The sequence below is a fragment of the Plantibacter auratus genome (assembly GCF_050587365.1).
Lineage (GTDB): Bacteria > Actinomycetota > Actinomycetes > Actinomycetales > Microbacteriaceae > Plantibacter > Plantibacter auratus.
In genome coordinates, this window is the sequence record NZ_JBOBFV010000005.1 from 130,897 (window position 1) to 150,552 (window position 19,656).

A 19,656-nucleotide genomic window follows, 5' to 3' on the forward strand; every position below is an offset into this window, starting at 1 on the left:
CGCCGGCACGGGGTGTCGTGGCCGCCAGCGCGGTGCGCTGACGCGAGCGCGGGTCTGTGGCGTGAGCGCGGGCCTCCGGAGGGGCGCGCCCAGGCGGTGGACCCGCGCTCACGCCGATCCGAGCGGTCTGGGGTCAGCGCACCGCGCTGGCGTCACGACAGCACGCGAACGACGGGCGGTAGACGTCAAGCGACGAGCGACGGACGTCCACTCGATCAGCCGTCGGTGAGCGGGACCCGTTTCTTCGGTTCGGTCGACATCCGGTGCAGCAACGGCACCGCGATGATGAGCGCGACACCGGCACCGAGCAGCAGCCCACCGATCGTGTCGCTCACCCAGTGGGCACCGAGATAGGTCCGCGACAGCATCATCAGCAGCGTGTAGGCGACACCGATCAGCCACACCCAGACCCGCGGGAAGATGATCCCGAACGCGACGGCGATGGTCGCCGCGTTCGCACTGTGCCCCGAGGGGAAGGAACCGAAGTCCGCGTGGACGAGGATGTCCTCGGGCCGTGACCGACCGACGATGTTCTTGATGATCTGCACCGCTCCGGCACTCAGGGCCGAGACGAGTGCGAAGTACAGGGCGGCCCATGGACGGCGCAACAGCAGCAGGACGGCGATCCCGAGCAGCGGCACGACGAAGATCGCGACGACCCCGCCGCCGAGCCAGTTCATGACGAGCGCAGCCTGGACGAGCCACGGCGAACGCTCCTCAAGGACCTCCTGCATCCACTCCTCGTCGAACCCGAACGGGGCGTTCGGACCGCGCTGGAAGAGCAGTACGCCGAGCAGGAGGACGAGGACCACGGCGATCGCGCCGCTGATCAACGGCCACCGCCGGGAGACCTTCGCGGCGAGCTTCGGATCGGGCCGGATCGACGCCGGGTCCGGATCCATCGCGAGCGAACCCGACTCGTCGAGCGCGGGCGAGACCGCCTCGTGCACCTCGGGAGCCGGTGCAGCTGCGGGATCGTCGTGGTCGTCGGGTGCCGTCATCGTCCCATCATGCCGTGTCGGGCATGTCTCACGCGCGGGCTTGCGCCGAGAGGATGTCGTGCTGATCGCCGCGCCGATGCGCCACCGGACGCGTGCCGATGGGCAGTGACAACCGACGTCCGGCGAGCACGACCCGCGAGCCTGGCGGGCGATACTGGAGCAGTGACGACCGACGCCCGAACCGCTGCCCTCGCCGACGACGCACGGTGCCCCTGCCTGTCCGGTGAGACGTACGGCGCTTGCTGCGGCCGCCTGCACCGAGGCGAGTCGTCGGCGGCGACCGCGGAGGCGCTCATGCGGTCACGGTTCTCGGCCTTCGCGGTCGGCGACCCGGAGTACCTGTTGCGCACGTGGCATCCGTCGACCAAGCCGGCATCGCTCGAGTTGGACGACTCGCTCCGCTGGTACCGGCTCGACATCGTCGCGACGTCCCGAGGTGGGCTGCTCGACACCGAGGGGATGGTCGAGTTCGTCGCGCACCACAAGGTTCCCGGCGTGCGGGGCTCCGCGGGGAGCCAGCACGAACGGAGTCGGTTCTCGAAAGACACCGGCGCGTGGACGTACGTCGACGGCGTGGACCCCTCAGTCTGACCGGGACCCGCCCGACCGATCCGGCCCCGATGCCGGCGTCAGCGCGGTGCGCCGGCCCGAACCGCCCGGAACCGGCGTCAGCGCGGTGCGGCCACGTGAGCGAGCCCGAACTGGCGCGACCGCGGGTCGCAGCCGTGAGCGCGCCGCTCCGGAGACCCGCGCTCACGCCACAGGCCCGCGCTCACGTCAGCGCACCGCGCTGGCGCAACCCACCAGGTCAGCCGGCGAGGGCCGGGACCTTCTTCGGTTGCACGATGAACCAGAGCGCACACACCGACACGACCGAGGTCGCGGCCATCACGGCACCCATGGGGATCGCGGTACCGATCCCGAGCACACCGACGATGGGCGAGATGAGTCCCGCAAGCCCGAAGTTGAGCGCCCCGAGGAGCGACGCCGCAGTCCCGGCCTCGTGCCCGTGGTTCGCGAGGGCGAGCACCTGCACCGCCGGGAAGCCGAAGCCACACGACAGGATGAAGAAGAACAGCGGCACCAGCACACCGAACAGCCCGACGTCGGCCATCGTCAGCGCGACGATCGTCACTGCGGAGATGAGCTGCACGATGGTCGTGCACGCGAGGATCCACTGCGGCCCGTACCAGCGCATGAGGCGCGACGAGATCTGCACCCCGGCGACGATGCCGAGCGAGTTCACCGCGAACAGGAGACCGTACTCCTGCGCGTCGAAGTCGTAGACCTCCTGGAAGAGGAACGACGAGCTCGAGAGGTAGGCGAACAGGCCCGAGAAGCTCATGCCACCGATGAGGGCGACACCGACGAACACGCGGTCGCTGAACACCGAGCGGTAGCGGTCGCGGACGGTACTGTGCCCGGCGTCGCGACGCCGCGCCGGCGGTAGGGTCTCGACGATCCAGAGCGACACCGCGATGACGACGAACAGCCCGTAGGCGGCGAGGAACACGAAGAGTCCGCGCCAGTCGAGGACGAGGAGGAGCTGCGACCCGATGACGGGGGCGGCGATCGGCGCGAGCCCGTTCACGAGCGCGAGTCGCGACAGCATCCGCACGAGCGGCTTCCCGCCGAAGAGGTCGCGGACCATCGCCATCGCGACGACACCACCGGCCGCCGCACCGGCACCCTGCAGCACGCGGAACACCATGAGCCACCCGATGTCGGGCGCGAACGCGGCGCCGACCGAGGCCAGGATGTGGATGCTCGTCGCGAGGATGAGCGGGAGACGCCTGCCGACCTTGTCGCTCCAGGGCCCCATGAAGAGCTGACCCACCGCGAAGCCGATCGTGGTCCCGGTGAGGGTGAGCTGGATGAGGCTGACCGGGACGTCGAGGTCCTGTTCGAGGATCGGGAACGCCGGCAGGTAAAGGTCGATGGTGAACGGCCCGAGCGCGGTGAGCGCGCCGAGCACGAGGATGTAGACGAGGCGCTGCCTGCCCGAGAGCGAGTCCCCTGGGTGGACGACGGTGATTCCTGCGGTGTGCACTGGTGAACGGATTCCTAGCGAGGTGCGGGGTGGGAGGGGTGGTTCGAACCGATGTCGAATCGATTCGAGAAGCGCCGTCAAGGCTAGCAGCCGGGGACGCGTTTTCGCGACACCCCCCGACGACCGATCGGCGTCGACCTCGCTCCACAGGCCCTGGGGAGCAGGGTCGCCTCGACGACCCCCAGGCGACCGCCCAGCATCCGTTTCACGACGTTCGCTAGGCTGATCCGGCTGCAGACGAACCGGTCGCGGTCCGTCTGCCTGGAGCCCGATCCACCCTGCATGTACCCCCGATGCAGGCCCCGTAGCCGCCGACGGAAGAGAGCCATGCCAGACCACTCCCGAGCCCCGCTGCCGTTCCAGGTCGATCTCCGCGGAGTCGTCGACCTGCTCAGCCGCCACATCTACTCGGGACCGCGCGTCTACCTCCGCGAGCTCCTGCAGAACGGACGCGACGCCGTCGCAGCCCGTCGCGCAGACGACCCGACGGCGCCTCCCGGCAGACTCCTCATCACCCCGCACGTGCCGCCGTCCGGCTCGGAGGCGGGTACGCCGTTCCGATTCCGCGACGACGGTGTCGGGCTCACCCGCGACGAGGCCGCCGAGCTGCTGGCGACGGTCGGCCGCAGCTCCAAGCGCGGCGACCTCGACGAACTCCAGCGCGGCGACTACCTCGGCCGGTTCGGCATCGGTCTGCTGAGCTGCTTCATGGTGGCCGACACCATCACCGTCCGCAGCCGTTCGGCTCGTGGCGGTCCGGCCATCGAGTGGATCGGCGACGCCGACGGCACCTTCACGATCCGCGAACTCGACGACGCCACGACCACCGCCATGCCGATCGGCTCGGAGGTCGTACTCGACCCACGCATCGACGGTCCACTGCACGACGGCAGTCTGCTCGGGCACGGCACGGTGCTCGGCCTCGCCACCACCTTCGGACGGTTCCTCGACCTCGACGTCGGGGTGGTCGACCCCTCCGCACCCGACCACCCCGTGCGCATCAACGTCGACCCGGTGTTCCGGACGGCTGAGGCGACCACTCGCGAGGCGCTCCTGGCGTTCGGGGAGGACCTCCTCGGGACGCGCCCCTTCGACGCCGTCGAGATCGTGGTGCCCGGCACCGGCACCCGGGGCACCGCCTTCGTCCTCCCCTCACCGCCTCCGCCGGGCGCCCGGCAGGCGAGTCGGGTCTACCTCGGCGGCATGCTGCTGAGCGAACAGATCGACGACCTGCTGCCCGAGTGGGCGTTCTTCGTCCGCTGCATCGTCGACACGACGGGGCTCCGCCCGACGGCGTCGCGCGAGCAGCTCGTGCAGGACGACGCGTTGGAGTTCACCCGCGAGGCCATCGGAGCAACCCTGCGACGGTGGATCCTCGACCTCGCCCGCCAGCGGCCGCACCGACTCCAGGAGTTCATCGGCGTCCACCAGCTCGGCATCAAGGCGATCGCCGCTCACGACGACGACCTCGCGAGCGCCGTCGTCCGGTGGCTCCCGATCGAGACCTCCGCCGGCACGATGACCATCGACGAACATCTGTCGCAGACCGGTGTCATCCGGTACACGGCATCCCGCGACGAGTTCCGTCAGATCGCCGCGGTCGTCGATCCGGCCTCACCGATCGTCAACGGCGGGTACGTGTACGACCAGGAGATCCTGGAGCGGCTGCCCCACCTGATCGACGGCGTGCGGGTCGAACGGGTGACGGTCGCCGACGAGCTCGACAACCTCGAGCCGCCGCACCTGGACGACCTCGCCGCGACGACGGCACTCGAGGACCGCGCCAGCCGCGTGCTCGCCGAAGTCGAATGCCGGGTCTCGGTGCGCCGGTACCGGCCGGACGATCTCGCCGCGCTGTACGTCGCCGACCCGTCCGTACTCCGACGGCTCGAGCGGCACCGGGCCGCCTCGGTCGCGCCGGGTATCTGGTCGCAGGTCGTCGGGGCCGTCGACTCCTTCCTCGCCGACGCCGGCCCGGGAGGCACTGAGGCCGACACTGCAGCCCGGCTCTGCCTCAACTGGAACGCGGCGCTCGTCCGCCGCTTGGCGACCCTCGACGACGACCTCGTGTTCGAGCGCAGCATCCAACTGCTCTACGTCCAGGCGCTCCTCGCCGGGCACCGCCCCCTCGAAGCACGCGACCGCCGCATGCTCGACGCAGCCATGACCGACCTGATCGGCCTCAGTGTCGGTCTCGACGACAAGGAACTCCGATGACCGACACCACCGACACCCCTGTGAACGACATCGACCCCGACGCGAGCGTCCAGGACCTCCTCGAGGAGGCCGACACCCTGCCGTGTGGTCCCGCCGAGCGCGCCCTGCTCGACGAGGCACTCCGGCGAGCTGAGGCCGCCGGCGACGAGGAGGCCGCGTACGCGACCCGCATGCGGTTGACCCAGTCGGCACACATGACGGGCGACACCGACGCCATGTTCAGCTCCTTCGGCTGGTGCGTCGGCAAGCACGACGCGGACCCGGAGCGCTTCCCGATCACGGTCGACGGCTGCGACCTGCTGTTCCAGTACAAGTGGATGGCCGGCCGGCTGTCGACGAACCCGACGTTCTCGCTCGCGCAGATCGAGGCGATGCACGAGGACATGCGGGCGAGGTACGCGGCAGCGGGCGCCACGATGAGCGGCGTGGTGCAGTCGCAGTTCCACATCGCGACGGTGACCGGTCGCCTCGACGAGGCCGCCGCGTTCCTGGAACGCCGCTCGACCATCGAGGACGACCGCTACAGCCACTGCGAAGCGTGCGTGCGCAATGAGGACGCCTGGTTCCACCAGCTCCGCGGGCACGACGACGACGCGATCCGGATCTACGACGAGATGTTCGAGAACCGCATGAGCTGTGGCGAGGAGCCGGAGACGAGCGAGGCACAGGCGCTCCTCCCCTACCTCCGCGCCGGCCGATTCGACGATGCCAAGGCGGCGCACCAGCGCAGCTACCGGGTCGCCCGTTCCAACGCCGACGGGTTCGGCATCATCGCCGACCACCTCGTGTTCTGCGCCGTCACGGGCAACGAGGCGCGCGGCCTGGCGATGCTCGAACGCCACCTGCCGGCCCTCGTCAACGACCCCATCAACCTGTCCGGGCACGCCGACGGGCTCATCGCGGTCGGCGTCCTGCTGGATGCCGTCGCCCGAGCCGGTCACGGTGATCTGCCCGTCCGCGGTGCCGACGCCCCGGACCTTGCCCGGTACCTCGGCTCCGAGTCGACCGACGCCGCCGACTGGACCGTCAGCGCGGTCGCGGCGCGCGCCTGGGCAGCAGCCGAGCACCTGACCCGTGCCTTCGACGAACGCAACGGCAACGGCTTCCGCACCGAGCGGCTCGAGGCCGCGCGGGCACTCGCGACGGAACACTGGGACCTCCCGCTGTCGGTCGAGGGGTTCGCAGCCCCGGTCGCCGAGCCGGAACCGGCGACCACGGCCGCCGAGTGGCGCGAACGGACCTCCGCGCTCCTGCAGAGCGCCGACCCACGCGGTGCGATCGTCGCCGCCGAGCAGGGCCTCGCGCTCCTCGCGGACGACGCGGATCCCGACGAGAACCTCCGCGCCGGGCTCCTCGGCGCGATCGCGCAGGCAGCGGTCATCGAGGGTGACGACGACCGCGCGAGCGGGGCCTGGGCCGACCGCGACACCGCGCTCCGTGCGGCAGGACGCATCGCGGTCGCCGACGTCGAGGCCCGCTTCGGTGTGGCCCTCCTCGGCACGGCGACCGAGGACCGGCTCACCCTCCTGCTCGCCGAGCTCGACGACGCCCGTCTCGTCCCCGTCGACGCGGACCGGCTCATCCACACGCTCGTCGTCACCGCACGCCATGCGTTCGAGCTGGCGGGAGCGCAGACCGAGCAGGAGTCCGCGGAACGGTTCATGGGGATCGCCGACCGGCTCGCCGGTGAGGCCGTGCTCGCCGCCGCGGTCGACGACCCGGGCGAGGCAGGCCCGCCGGCCCGTCTCCTGCACGCGCACCTCTTCGCCGTGACCGGCCGGATCGAGGAGGCGGCAGAGCTTCTCGACCCACTCCTCGAGCCCGGGCAGCGGGCGTCGGTCCGCCTCCCCGCGCTGACGCTCCGCACCCGGATGCTCGGCGGGGCCGGGGCCTTCGCCGAAGGGGTCGCGCTCGCCGACGAACTCGTCGCCCTCCAGACACTCCTCGGCAACCGGCTCGGCATCATCCAGGCGTGCTCCCTCTCGGCGGCCCTCCTGAGCGACGCCGACCGTGACCGCGAGGCCGCGGCCCGCATGCAGCTGGCGATCACCCACGCGAAGCGGGCGGAGTACGACGACCTCGACTCGCTCACCCTCCAACTCGCGCGGTACCTCCAGTTCGCGGGCGATGCCGCCACGGCGCTCGAGCACTACGACGAGGTCTACCAGGCGAAGCGCGAGCACGCCGCGCCGGGTGAGCTCGCGGACCTGCTCGCCAACATGGGCGAGGCCGCGCGCATGATCGGCGAACACGGCATGGCGTACGGCGTGTGGCGCGCAGCGATCGACGACGCCGCGTCCGTCGGGAACGACCAGGTGGTCATCCGCACCGGCTTCGGGTTGAGCACGCTCCTCGTCCAGTTCGAGGACGACGACGCGATCGAGGTCATCGACCAGGCCCTCGCCGCCGCTCGCCGGCTGGGCGACCCGCAGCTCCTCGTCCAGGCACTCCAGCGTGCGGCGAGCGCACGGGCGGCCTTCGGCGACGACACCGGGCTGCCGCTCTACTCGGAGGCTCGTGACATCGCCTCGGCGCACGAGGCCGCGTGGCTCGTGGCCGACATCACCGATTCGGAGGCCCGCTCGCTCGGTGCGCTCGGACGCGCCGACGACGCGACGGCGACGGCTCGGCTCGCCGCCGCGGGGTTCGTGGCCGCCGGCGACGAGAACGGCGCGGCGGTGGCCGAGGTGTTCGCGGCGAGGTCGCGGGTCGCCGTCGACGACCACGCCGGTGCTGTCGACCTGTTCCGTTCGGCTCGCGGACGCCTGCCTGCCGGCTCGCCCGACTGGACGACGGTCACGGCCGAACTCGCGGACGCGCACGAGCGCTTGGAGCAGCACACCGATGCGGCACTGCTGCGGGCCGAGATCGAGGAGTGATCGGGACCGTCCTCAGCGCGCCGACGGCACCGCGAGGACGGTCTTCCGACCGCGCCTAGGGCAGTCGCGCGAAGGCGCGGACGGGGAAGGTCGCGAAGTCCTCGACGAGCGGCGGCGTCGCGGTGAAGACGGCGCCGCTCGCGGGGAGCTGCTCGAGGCCGGTGAGGTGCTCGACCACCTGGATCCCGGCTTCGAGGAGCAGCGAGTGGGCCGGACGCGCGCCACCGGATCCCGGCTCGGTGTCGTCGATGTTGATGGAGTCGATGCCGACCAGCACCACGCCCTGCTCGACGAGGTACCGCACCCCGTCCTCGGCGAGGTAGGGAGCGTCCTTCGTGTAGGCCTCGGTCGCGAAGTGGCGGTCCCAACCGGTGTGCAGGAGGACGGCGGTCCCGCGCAGCTCGCGCTCGAGGAAGACGTTCGCGCCGATGCCGCGTTCGGTGGAGTCCTGGAGGTGGAACACCTCGGCCGGGAGGTCGACGAGCTGCTCGAGTGTCAGGCTCGCGAGGTCGCCGCCGCCGGCGTAGCGGTGGTACGGGCTGTCGAGGTAGGTGCCGGTGTTGCCGACCATCTCGATGATGTCCATCGCGAACTCGGTGCCCTCGGCGTACTTCGGGCGAGAGTCCTCACGGGTGAGGAACGGACGGATCACGGGTTCCGGCAACCCCGGGTAGGTGCGGAGGCCGGCACGGATCGGGTGGCTGAGTTCGACGAGCGCGCCCTCCGGACGGGGGCGCACGGTGTCCGCATGCGCTGCGGCGTCCGGGATCTCGAGTCCGGCTGCCGCTGCCGCCGCCAGGATCCCGCGGGAGCCCTTGTGCTGCTCGCGCACGATCTCGAGCTTGGTGATGCGGATCTCGCCGACCATCGCGAGACCGAGGTGCGTGACGAGCAGCCGACCGACCTCCTGCTGCTGCGCCTTCCCCTTCGCCTGCGCGATGGCGGGCGGCAGGTCGAGACGGAAGTCCTCGACGGCGAGACCGCCGCCGTTCAGGAAGCTGACGGTGGCATCGAGGACGGCGCGTTGTTCGGTCATGCCCTCATTCTGACGGGTGCTGCGAACCCTGCCGAGGGATTCCCGGCCATGGGCCACCGATATCCGGCCATGACCATGGGGTTCCGTCGACTGGACGGCTGAGTGCACTCCACAAGCAGCCCTCATGAGGCTTTTGTACACAGGGCTTGCATATCACATACCTCATGCTTATCCTCGATATGCAAGGACGGTTGACGAACCCGTCCGCGGACGAGGAGAGCCCCCATGAAGCACCAACGAACCCTGTCGATCGCCGCTGCAGCCGCCACGCTGGCCGTGCTCTCCGCGTGCACGAGCGACGCCGGGGGCGAGCGTGTCGGTCGCTGCGCGATCGCAGACGAGTTCGCCGCTGGCACGCCGGTCGACGCGACGCCGTCCGGCGAGATCACCTTCCAGACCACCGCACTGAAGGCCTCGTTCTCCGAGTACTTCACCGAACTCATCGAGGACTTCGAGGCCGCCTACCCCGGCACGACCGTCACCTGGGAGGACGACCCTGGCGACGGCAGCTTCGCCACCCGGCTCGTCGCGGACGCGCAGGCGTGCTCGCTGGCAGACGTCGTGAACATGCCGCTCGCCACCGCCGGCGGGCTCCGCGAACAGGGCTTCCTCGCCGACATCGACGCCGCGTCACCGGGCATCGGCGACGACTTCATCCCGAGCCTGTGGGACAGCCTGGTCCTCCCCGGCGACGACCACCACTACGTGCTCCCCTGGTACTGGGGCCTCATCGGCCTCCAGACGTACAACACCGAGCTCATGCAGCGCGCCGGACTCGACCCGGAGCAGCCGCCGACCACCTTCGAGGAACTCTTCGACTCGGCCGATCAGGTCGCCGAACGGTCGAACGGCGAGTTCAGTGCCTTCTCCGCGAGTCTCGGTCTGCGACTCCCGCTCGAGTGGCAGCTGCAGGAGGCCGAGGTCATCGCCGACGACGGTTCGGCGTTCGTCTTCGCCGACGATCCGGCCGTGCAGGAGTGGACCGAGCGCATGACGCGACTCGCGCTGGCCGGCGGCATCCCGAAGGACTCGATCGCGTCCGACGACGAGCCCACCGCCCTGTTCACCCAGGGCGCGACCGTCTGGGGCTCACCGAACGCCTCGTCGCTCCGGTACGTGCAGGAGGGCAACCCGGGCGTGTACGAGCACGTGGGCGTCTCTTCCCTCCTCGACCGCCGCGGCACCGCGATCGCCGAGGTGCAGACCATCGGTGTCCCGAGCACGAGCACCAACCCGGCCACCGCCATCGCCTTCGCGCGATTCCTCCTCGCCGCCGAGCAGCAGAACCGCTTCATCAGCGACCCACGCATCCAGAACTTCCCGAGCACCACCGAGTCGCTCGGCATCCCGAAGCTCACGGACATCACCGGTACCGCACCCATCGACGAGGCGAACCGTCTCGCCGTCGACCTCGCCGACGAAGCGGAGATCGTCACCATCGTGCAGTGGAGCGACGCGGTCGCGAACGCGGTCAACGCCGAGCTCCAGCTGGCGCTCACCGGGAAGAAGGCGCCGCGTGAGGCACTCCAGGCCGCCCAGGACGCGGCCAACCGGGTCATCGGAGCCGATGCTCGATGACGACCGCGATCCACCTGAACGGCGCGGCGCGTTATCGACCGCCCTGGGTGCCGCTGCTGTGGTGCGCACCCGCGCTGCTCATGATCACGATCTGGAGCGTCGGGCCCTTCATCGGGACCATCGCGCTGTCGTTCACCGACACCTCCCCGCTCGGCATGGGTGGAGCGTTCGTCGGCCTCGACAACTACCGCTCGATCCTGCAGGACCCCGCGTTCTGGTCCGCGACCGGCAACAGCGTGCTGTACGCGATCATCGCCGTCCCCCTGCTGGTCGTCCTCCCGTTGCTGCTCGCGCAGCTCGTCCACACCCGACTCCCCGGGATGGGGTTCTTCCGCTCCGCCTACGCGGCTCCGATCGTGGCGTCCGTGGTCGCGGTCGGGCTGGTCTGGCAGAACCTCCTCGGTGAACAAGGGCCCGTCAACACGGTGCTCCAGCGGGTCGGTCTCATCCAGCAGGCGGTGCCGTTCCTCTCCGAGGGGTCGCTCATCCTGCTCAGCGCCATCGCCCTCACGGTGTGGCGTGGGCTCGGGTGGTACCTGATCTTCTACCTGGCGGCGCTCTCGAACATCCCTCGCGAGTTGTACGAGGCGGCCGAGCTCGACGGCGCCGGCCCGACGCGACGGTTCCTCACCATCACGGTGCCGGGCACCCGCCTCACGATGCTCCTCGTCGGGCTCCTCGCCGGCATCGGGTCGCTCCGCGTGTTCAGCGAGGTCTACCTGCTCGGCGGCGCCACCGGTGGTCCGGGAGGCGAGGCACGGACACTCCCCTTCTTCATCCGCGACGCAGCGCTCGACCCGATCACCGGGAACGCGGGCTACGGTGCGGCCGCGAGCGTGGCACTCTTCGCCCTCACCGCGGTGTTCGCCGTGCTGGCGCAGCGCTTCGGCGGGGAGCGGGACGCATGAGCGCGCGCATCGAGCAGTCGCCCGCACGACCGCTCCTGCGGCGTCGGCGTCGGCGCTGGTCGAGGACGACACCGGTGCGGTACGCGCTCCTGCTCCTCGTCCTCGTCATCTCCGTCGGCCCGCTGCTGTGGCAGTTCCTGTCGTCGCTCAAGGGCTCCGGCGAAGCACTCTTCGGGCGCGACGCCACCCTGTTCCCACAGCTGCCGACGTTCGACGCCTACGTCACGATCTTCCGGCAGATCCCGATGGACGCCTACCTGACGAACAGCGCGATCGTCTGCGCGCTCACCATCGCCTCCCAGGTGGTGCTGCCGACCGCAGCCGGGTACATGCTCTCCCGACGCGGCTGGCGCGGGCGGCGGGTCACCTTCACCGTGCTGATCGTGTCGATGGTCGTGCCGTTCGAGTCGATCATGGTGTCGCTCTTCCTCATGACCCAGGAGCTCGGTCTGCTCGACACCCTCGTCGGCGCGTGGCTCCCCGGTGCGGTCTCCGCGATGAACGTCCTCATCGTGCGGGCCTCATTCACGGCGGTGCCCGACGAGATCGAAGACGCCGCGTTCCTCGACGGAGCCTCGGAGTGGCAGCGGTTCACCGCCCTGTTCCTGCCGTCGTCCATCGGCGCGATGCTGGTCGTCGTCGTCAACTCGTTCATCACCGCGTGGGACGACTTCCTCTGGCCGCTCCTCGTTCTGCGGAGCGAGTCGTCGTTCACCGTCTCGCTCGGACTCGCACGACTTTCGGCGTCGTCGTTCGGGTTCGACCCCAGGGTCGTGATGGCCGGATCCATCATCGCCGTCGTCCCCGTCCTCGTGGTGTTCATCGTGCTGCAACGATGGTTCCACCGAGGCGTCGCAGCAGGAGGAGTCAAGTGAGTCGACAGCCGCACCACCACGAGCATCGTCCCGTCCCGACCGAGGGCCAGTTGCGTTGGCAACAGGACGGCTTCGGCGTGTTCTTCCACTTCGGGGTCAACACCTTCGCCGGCAAGGAATGGAGCGACGGCACCCTGCCCGCCTCGAGCTTCGATCCGAGCGACCTCGATGTGCGGCAGTGGGTGCGCGTGGCGGCATCGATCGGTGCCGGATACGTCATCCTCACCGCGAAGCATCACGACGGGTTCTGTCTCTGGCCGACCTCGACGACCGACTACAGCGTCGCATCCTCACCGTGGCAGGACGGCCACGGTGACGTCGTGGCCGAGCTCGCTGCAGCCTGTCGCGAGGCGGGCCTCGGACTGGGGCTGTACCTCTCGCCCTGGGATCGCCACGCCCCCGAGTACGCCGACGAGGCGCGCTACGCCGAGGTGTACGCCCGGCAGCTCACCGAACTGTGCACGAACTACGGCGAGCTCGTCGAGCTGTGGTTCGACGGCGCCGGGTCCGAGGGGTACACCTACGACTGGCCCGGCATCTCCGCGATCATCGAACGGCTTCAGCCGCAGGCCATGGTGTTCAACATGGGCGCCCCGACGATCCGCTGGGTGGGTAACGAGAACGGTCTCGCCGAAGACCCGGTCCGGTATGTCGTCGACCACACCGACTTCAGCAACTACACCGTCATCACCAGCCGGTTCGAGGAGGCCCTCTACCTGCCGCCCGAGTGCGACGTCTCGATCCGACGCGGCTGGTTCTGGCACCCGGACGACGAGCCGAAGTCGGTAGAGCATCTGCTCGCGATCTTCTACCGGTCCGTCGGACTCGGCGCGAACCTGCTCCTCAACCTCCCACCCGACACCCGTGGGCTCCTCCCCCACGCCGATGTGGAACGCGTGACCGCCTGGGCCGCGGAGCGCGACCGACGCTTCGCACAGCCGATCCCGGGAACGCTGACCACCGACGGGTCGACGGCCACCGTCACGTTCGCGGAGCCGGTCACCTTCGATCATCTCCGGCTGCACGAGGACCTCACCGCCGGACAGCTCATCGACCGCCACGAGGTCCGGACACCGGACGGCCGCACGCTCGTCGAAGCCGGTTCCGTCGGCGTCTCGAGGGTGCACGTGTTCGAACCGGTCACGACCGACCGGCTGACGATCGCGCTCGTCCCCGACGTCACCGACGACGCGGTTCGCCCCGCGGAAGCACCGGTGCCGGCGCTCCTCGCGGTCACCGCGTTCCGCACTGGCTCGAGCACCGTCCCCGAGCTGCCGGTCGGCTACGAGGCCCCGACGGAGGCCCCCGACTGAGCGGGCCGTGCCTCGACGCGGAACTAGGCTGGAGGGCGTGCAGGCGCTTCCCGAACCACTCGACACGAGTGCGCTCACCCGGCCGCTTCCCCGTCACGAGGTTCACGAGCAGTGGCGAGCCTTCGTCAGGGAGGACCCCGGCGCCCGCGATCGCATCGGGCGAGTCCGACGGCTCACCACCACCCTCGGCGCGATCGGCGGACTGTTCGGCATCTTCTTCTTCGGCCTGGTCGGCCTGCTCGCCTACGCTCAAGGCGGCAGGAACGCGGGAGGGATCGCCTTCGGCATGGGCACGCTCGTGGTGGTCATGATCCTCCTCGCCGTGATCCTCGTCCGCATGACGATCCGGGTCTGGTCGCGTAGGACCCTGCGGCGCACACACCTCCGCCTCGCCAGCTTCGCCGAGGCCAACGGGTTCAACTACCGCGTCGGTCCCATCGCCCTCCAGCGCGACATGCCCTGGCGGAGCCGCGGGTCGGTGAACCTCCACCGAGTCCTCCGGAGCCGGGAGCCGCGCGGCATCGAGATCGCCGACTACGAGGTCATCGGCAACCGCAAGAACCTCGCGGCCCCCTTCGGTGGCTACTGCGCACTCCGGATGCCCGTCGCCCTCCCCCACATCCTGCTCCGCGCCCAGGACGGCCGCCGCCGAGGGATGACTGGCGCCGGCGCCCCGGCCGATGCGCAGCGGCTCAGCCTCGAGGGCGGGTTCGACCGCCACTTCCAGCTGTACTGCCCGGTCGGCTACGAGGCCGATGCCCTCTATCTGTTCACGCCCGACGTGATGGCGCGACTGCTCGACCACGTGCGCGGCTTCGACGTGGAGATCGTCGACGACTGGCTCCTGCTCGTGACCAGCGACGATCTCGTCACGACGAAGGTCGACGATTGGCAGGACATCGCCGCCGCTGTCGACGCCGTGGACGACCGCGTCGAACGCTGGGCACGGTGGCGGGAGACCCGAGGTGACCGGCGAAGCGCCAAGACGGACGAGTCGGCCTCGACCGCGGCGGCCGGCCGCGTCAGCACCCGTGGTCGGCGCCTCAGCGTCCGGATGAGCGTCGACGACATCCTCATGTGGAGCGCGCTCGGGCTGTTCGTCGTCGGCACGATCATCGGGCTCCGGTAGCGCGCTCGAACGCTCCCGACCCGATCCGGGTCAGTCGCCGTACTCGTCGAGGAAGGTGTCCGACTCGGCATCGAGCGCACATCCCTCGGCGGCGGCCTCGGCCGGGGTGCGGTCGCCGGCGTCGACGATGCGGCTCGACTGCTCCTCGATGCACCGTTCCATCGCCCGCTCGGCGGCTGCTGGGTCGGCGGCGGTGAACCCGCCGGTCGCTGCGACGATCACGAGGACCGCTCCGACACCGGCGACGAGGACGGTCCCACCGATCGCGAGCTTCCATCCGAGCCTCGTCGGCTCGGCCGTCCCCTCATCGCCCGGCTCCTGCTGCTCCGTCTGCGTGAACACATCCGTCATCGGTCGACCCGCGTCGCTCAGCGCGCCACCCCCGGCGCGTCGCCCCAGGCTAGCAAGCGCCGTCGTCGCACCGCACGATCGACGACACCACGACGCGAGACGGCCTCCCGCCGGTGGGCGGGAGGCCGTCTCGGTCGGATCGTCCCGGGGCTAGAACCCCTGGGCGAGGCGGTAGTACGCGTTGTTCCAGCGGACCTCACGCTGGAAGTCGCGCGTGGTGGTCGACTCGTCGATCACGAGGAGCTCGGTCTTGGCGATCTCCGCGAAGTCGGCGAAGACCTCGACCCCGACCGCGGTCGACATGACGGTGTGGTGCGCGGCACCGGCGGTCAGCCAAGCGGCGGCAGACGTCGCGAAGTCCGGAGCCGGCTTCCACACGGCGCGCCCGACGGGCAGCTTCGGCAGGGCCTCGATGGGCTGGACGACCTCGACGACGTTCGCCGTCAGCCGGAAACGGTCGCGCATGTCACTCATCGCGACGACCACGGCGGGGCCGGAGTCGGCCGTGAAGACCAGGCGCACCGGGTCCTCCTTGCCGCCGATGCCGAGCGGGTGCACCTCGAGGGTGGCACGAGCCGAAGAGAGCGTCGGGCTGACCTCGAGCATGTGCGCCCCGAGGATGAGCTCGTTGCCGGGCTCCATGTGGTACGTGTAGTCCTCCATGAGCGACGCGCCACCGGGGAGGCCGGCACCCATGACGGACGCGGCGCGCACGAGGACGGCGGTCTTCCAGTCGCCCTCCGCACCGAAGCCGTAGCCGTCGGCCATGAGGCGCTGGACGGCGAGGCCCGGCAGCTGACGCAGCTCACCGAGGTCTTCGAAGCTCGTCGTGAACGCGGCGAAGTCGCCGGCCTCGAGGAAGGAGCGCAGGCCCAGTTCGATCGCGGCACCGTAGCGGAGCGACTCGTGCCGCTCGCCACCCTTGCGCAGCTCGGGGACGACGTCGTACAGCTCCTCGTACTCGGCGACGAGCGCGTCGACGTCGGCGTCCGTCGACGCGTGCACGGCCTCGGCCAGCTCGTTGACGCTCCACGTGTTGACCTGCACTCCGAAGCGCAGCTCGGCCTCGGTCTTGTCGCCCTCGGTGACGGCGACGTAGCGCATGTTGTCGCCGAAGCGCGCGAGCTTGAGCTCGTGCGTGGCCGCCCAACCCGCAGCGGCGCGCTGCCAGGTGCCGACCTCACGCTGAACGCGCGGGTCGGAGACGTGGCCGACGACCGTCTTGCGGGCGACGCCCAGACGCGTCTGGATGTACCCGAACTCGCGGTCGCCGTGCGCGGCCTGGTTGAGGTTCATGAAGTCGAAGTCGATCTCCGACCACGGCAGCTCGACGTTCGCCTGCGTGTGGAGGTGGAGCAGCGGCTTCTGCAGCGCGTCAAGCCCGGCGATCCACATCTTGGCCGGGCTGAAGGTGTGCATCCAGGTGACGAGACCGATGACGCTGTCGTCGGCGTTCGCGTCGAGCATCGCGCGACGGATCGACTCGGAGTCCTTGAGGACGGGCTTCCACTCGATCCGCACGGGGACGTCGGCGGCGGCGCCGAGCTCGGCGGCGATGGCCTGGGACTGCTCGGCGACCTGACGGAGGGTCTCCTCGCCGTAGAGGTTCTGGCTGCCGGTGAGGAACCAGACGGTGTAGTGGTCGAGCGTGGTGGTGGGCTTCGGCATGGGTGGGTTCTTTCTTGAGGTCGTTTCGGTCCCTGAGCCTGTCGAAGGGCGGGACCGTGGTGGGGTGGCCCTTCGACAAGCTCAGGGACCGGGAGGGTGTCAGGGACCGGAGGTCAGTCGGGTTAGAGCGCGCCCTGCGGCGCCTGGCCGTAGACGTTCTGGTAGCGGTCGAAGAGGGCGTCGATCGCCTCGGTCGGCATGGGCTTCGGCTCGCCGAGCTGACGCGAGATGTGCACGGTGCGGGCGACGTCCTCGACCATCACCGCGGCCTTCACGGCGTCGCGGGCGTCCTTCCCGATCGTGAACGGACCGTGGTTCTGCATGAGCACCGCGCGCGACCGGTGACCGGTGAGCGTCTCGACGATGCCGCGTCCGATCGAGTCGTCGCCGATGATCGAGAACGGACCGATCGGGACCTCCCCGCCGAACTCGTCGGCCATCGCCGTGATGACGCACGGGATGGGCTCGGCGCGTGCCGCCCAGGCCACCGCGTAGGTGGAGTGGGTGTGCACGACGCCGCCGACCTCGGGCATATGCCGGTAGACGTATGCGTGTGCCGCGGTGTCGCTCGACGGCGACCGCTCAGCACCGGGTGTGCCCGGTATGACCTTGCCGTCGAGGTCGCAGAGGATCATGTTCTCGGGCGCGAGGTCGTCGTAGTCGACGCCGGAGGGCTTGATGACGAAGAGCTCGGCTCCCGGCACGCGCCCGGAGACGTTGCCGCCGGTCCAGATGACGAGCCCGTACCGGACGAGCTCCCCGTGCAGCTTGGCGACGTCGGACCGGACGCGCGCGATCGCGACCTCGATCTCGGGCGAGTAGGTGTTCACGCGGTTGCTCCTTCGAGGGCGGTGGTCTCGGTGTCGGTCGGCAGGCTGTCGACGCCGCCACCGAGGGCGGCTCGGCGGATGCGCTTCAGGCGCTTCATGACGTCGTTGGCGCCACGACCGAAGTAGTCGTGGAGCGTCGCGTACTCCGCGTAGAGCAGGTCGTACGCGTCGGCCGCGGCCTCGTTCGGCGTGTAGACGGCGCGGTTCACCTTGCCCATCGCGGCGCTGGCGGCCGGGACGTCCGGGTAGGCCCCGGCGGCGACGGCGGCGTGGATGGCCGAGCCGAGCGCGGGCCCCTGGTCGCTCGCCGTGATGGAGATCGGCAGGCGGAGGATGTCGGAGTACGTCTGCATGAGGAAGGGGTTCCGCTGCAGACCGCCGGCGACGATGAACTCGGTGACGGGGACGCCCGAGGCGTTGAACGTCTCGACGATCTTCCTGGTGCCGAACGCGGTCGCCTCGAACAATGCGCGGTAGACCTCCTCGGTGCGGGTCGTGAGCGTCAGGCCGAGGACGGTGCCGGAGAGCTCGTGGTCGACGAGGACCGAGCGGTTGCCCGAGTGCCAGTCGAGGGCGACGAGCCCGTGCGCGCCGACGGGCTGGTCCTGGATGAGCGAGGTGAGGTGCTCGTGGATGCTGACACCACGCGCCGCAGCCTCCTCGGTGTACCGGGCGGGGACCTGGTTCGCGACGTACCAGGCGAAGATGTCGCCGACGCCCGACTGCCCGGCCTCGTAGCCGTAGAGGCCGGCGATGATGCCGCCGTCGACGACACCGCACATGCCCGGGACCTCGCGGAGGACGTCGCCGTTCATGACGTGGCAGGTGGAGGTGCCCATGATCGCGACCATCTGGCCGGGCGAGACGGCCTGCGCCGCGGGTGCTGCGACGTGCGCGTCGACGTTCCCGACCGCGACCGCGATGCCCTCGCGAAGACCGGTCCACGCAGCGGCTTCGGCCGACAGGGTGCCGGCGGCGGCGCCCAGTTCACCGATCTCGTGGGCGACCTTGTCGTCGGCGAACCGCTCGAACGCGGGGTTGAGAGCCGCGAGGAACTCGTGGCTCGGGTAGGCACCGTCCTGGTAGATGCCCTTGTAGCCGGCGGTGCAGGCGTTCCGCACGTAGGTGCCGGTGAGCTGCCAGATGATCCAGTCGGCCGCCTCGACCCAGTGGTCCATGCGCTCGTAGAGTTCGGGGTCCTCCTCGAGGAGCTGGAGTCCCTTGGCGAACTCCCACTCGCTCGAGATGAGGCCGCCGTACCGCGGCAGCCAGGACTCGCCCCGCTCGGCGGCGAGCTCGTTGATGCGGTCCGCCTGCGGCTGCGCGGAGTGGTGCTTCCACAGCTTCACGTAGGCGTGCGGGCGGTCGGCGTACTCGGGCAGCTCGTTGAGCGGCGTCCCGTCGGCGATGACGGGGACCATGGTGCAGGCGGTGAAGTCGGTGCCGATGCCGATGACGGCGGCGGGGTCGATCCCGGCGGACTCGACGGCGCGCGGCACAGCGGATTGCATGACGGCGACGTAGTCGGCCGGCACCTGCAGCGCCCAGTCGGGCGGCAGCGCGGCGCCGGTCGAGGCGAGCTCACGGTCCATGACGGCGTGCGGGTAGTCGAGCACCGCCGACCCGAGTTCGGCACCGTCGGACACACGCACGACGACGGCTCGGCCGGACAGCGTGCCGAAGTCGACACCGATCGTGTAGGTCTCTGCGTGCGTGGCTGTCGCCTGCTCGGGGGCGCTGGCGGCCGGGTTCTGCTCGGTGTTCACCGGTGGGACTCCTTCGTCGATCTGGTGCTCGGTTGATTCGCGATGCTGTGGTGCA

The 19,656-nt window shown here is 70.2% G+C and carries 15 protein-coding genes; 8 read left to right on the forward strand and 7 right to left on the reverse strand.

Going from position 1 to position 19,656, the window contains the following annotated elements; all coding sequences use genetic code 11:
- Positions 1–215 precede the first annotated feature (215 nt).
- Positions 216–1,001 (reverse strand): phosphatase PAP2 family protein, encoded by a 786-nt coding sequence (locus ACQ3HE_RS17590; RefSeq protein ID WP_231884318.1) that lies wholly within the window; start codon positions 999–1,001, stop codon positions 216–218.
- A gap of 162 nt (positions 1,002–1,163) precedes the next feature.
- On the opposite strand from ACQ3HE_RS17590, the gene ACQ3HE_RS17595 reads away from it, so the two are divergent.
- Entirely contained in the window at positions 1,164–1,592 is a 429-nt protein-coding gene (locus tag ACQ3HE_RS17595; protein ID WP_430893641.1) for a YchJ family protein, read from the forward strand.
- Between the two features lie 217 nt (positions 1,593–1,809).
- On the opposite strand, the gene ACQ3HE_RS17600 is transcribed toward ACQ3HE_RS17595, so the two are convergent.
- Complete coding sequence (locus ACQ3HE_RS17600; RefSeq protein ID WP_205858686.1) at positions 1,810–3,051, reverse strand: multidrug effflux MFS transporter; 1,242 nt, start codon at positions 3,049–3,051, stop codon at positions 1,810–1,812.
- A gap of 327 nt (positions 3,052–3,378) precedes the next feature.
- On the opposite strand from ACQ3HE_RS17600, the gene ACQ3HE_RS17605 reads away from it, so the two are divergent.
- Together ACQ3HE_RS17605 and ACQ3HE_RS17610 are read left to right on the forward strand one after the other, a co-directional pair.
- Positions 3,379–5,268, forward strand: a complete 1,890-nt coding sequence (locus tag ACQ3HE_RS17605; protein ID WP_430893642.1) for an HSP90 family protein — start codon at positions 3,379–3,381, stop codon at positions 5,266–5,268.
- On the forward strand, positions 5,265–8,147 hold the full coding sequence (locus tag ACQ3HE_RS17610; RefSeq protein WP_430893643.1) for a hypothetical protein: 2,883 nt from the start codon (positions 5,265–5,267) through the stop codon (positions 8,145–8,147). The genes ACQ3HE_RS17605 and ACQ3HE_RS17610 overlap by 4 nt, the downstream gene beginning before the upstream one ends.
- Before the next feature lie 55 nt (positions 8,148–8,202).
- Here ACQ3HE_RS17610 and ACQ3HE_RS17615 read toward each other — a convergent pair whose 3' ends face one another.
- Positions 8,203–9,183 (reverse strand): cyclase family protein, encoded by a 981-nt coding sequence (locus ACQ3HE_RS17615; protein ID WP_430893644.1) that lies wholly within the window; start codon positions 9,181–9,183, stop codon positions 8,203–8,205.
- 225 nt (positions 9,184–9,408) lie between these two features.
- Here ACQ3HE_RS17615 and ACQ3HE_RS17620 point away from each other — a divergent pair, with 225 nt between their 5' ends.
- Genes ACQ3HE_RS17620 through ACQ3HE_RS17640 form a run of 5 tightly spaced genes read left to right on the forward strand, consistent with a single transcriptional unit; the run spans position 9,409 to position 14,986 of the window.
- Positions 9,409–10,761, forward strand: coding sequence for an extracellular solute-binding protein (locus tag ACQ3HE_RS17620; protein WP_430893645.1), 1,353 nt, complete (start codon positions 9,409–9,411; stop codon positions 10,759–10,761).
- The gene (locus ACQ3HE_RS17625) at positions 10,758–11,669 is read left to right on the forward strand and encodes a carbohydrate ABC transporter permease (RefSeq protein WP_079706784.1); all 912 of its coding nucleotides are present in this window, start codon (positions 10,758–10,760) and stop codon (positions 11,667–11,669) included. The genes ACQ3HE_RS17620 and ACQ3HE_RS17625 overlap by 4 nt, the downstream gene beginning before the upstream one ends.
- Positions 11,666–12,544 carry a carbohydrate ABC transporter permease gene (locus ACQ3HE_RS17630; protein WP_430893646.1) on the forward strand — a complete coding sequence of 293 codons (879 nt, stop codon included), beginning with the start codon at positions 11,666–11,668 and terminating at the stop codon, positions 12,542–12,544. The genes ACQ3HE_RS17625 and ACQ3HE_RS17630 overlap by 4 nt, the downstream gene beginning before the upstream one ends.
- The gene (locus ACQ3HE_RS17635; protein ID WP_430893647.1) at positions 12,541–13,857 is read left to right on the forward strand and encodes an alpha-L-fucosidase; all 1,317 of its coding nucleotides are present in this window, start codon (positions 12,541–12,543) and stop codon (positions 13,855–13,857) included. Before ACQ3HE_RS17630 ends, ACQ3HE_RS17635 begins: the two co-directional genes overlap by 4 nt.
- A 37-nt stretch (positions 13,858–13,894) precedes the next feature.
- The gene (locus ACQ3HE_RS17640) at positions 13,895–14,986 is read left to right on the forward strand and encodes a hypothetical protein (RefSeq protein WP_430893648.1); all 1,092 of its coding nucleotides are present in this window, start codon (positions 13,895–13,897) and stop codon (positions 14,984–14,986) included.
- A 30-nt stretch (positions 14,987–15,016) separates the two neighbouring features.
- On the opposite strand, the gene ACQ3HE_RS17645 is transcribed toward ACQ3HE_RS17640, so the two are convergent.
- The 4 genes from ACQ3HE_RS17645 to araB form a co-directional block, all read right to left on the reverse strand.
- Positions 15,017–15,337 (reverse strand): hypothetical protein, encoded by a 321-nt coding sequence (locus tag ACQ3HE_RS17645; RefSeq protein ID WP_430893649.1) that lies wholly within the window; start codon positions 15,335–15,337, stop codon positions 15,017–15,019.
- A gap of 150 nt (positions 15,338–15,487) precedes the next feature.
- A complete protein-coding gene (araA, locus tag ACQ3HE_RS17650) occupies positions 15,488–17,005 on the reverse strand; it encodes an L-arabinose isomerase (protein WP_430893650.1) in 1,518 nt (505 codons plus the stop codon).
- Between the two features lie 122 nt (positions 17,006–17,127).
- Positions 17,128–17,835: an L-ribulose-5-phosphate 4-epimerase gene (locus ACQ3HE_RS17655; RefSeq protein WP_430893651.1), complete on the reverse strand. Its 708-nt coding sequence runs from the start codon at positions 17,833–17,835 to the stop codon at positions 17,128–17,130.
- Positions 17,832–19,529, reverse strand: coding sequence for a ribulokinase (gene araB / locus ACQ3HE_RS17660; protein WP_430893804.1), 1,698 nt, complete (start codon positions 19,527–19,529; stop codon positions 17,832–17,834). The genes ACQ3HE_RS17655 and araB overlap by 4 nt, the downstream gene beginning before the upstream one ends.
- Positions 19,530–19,656 lie beyond the last annotated feature (127 nt).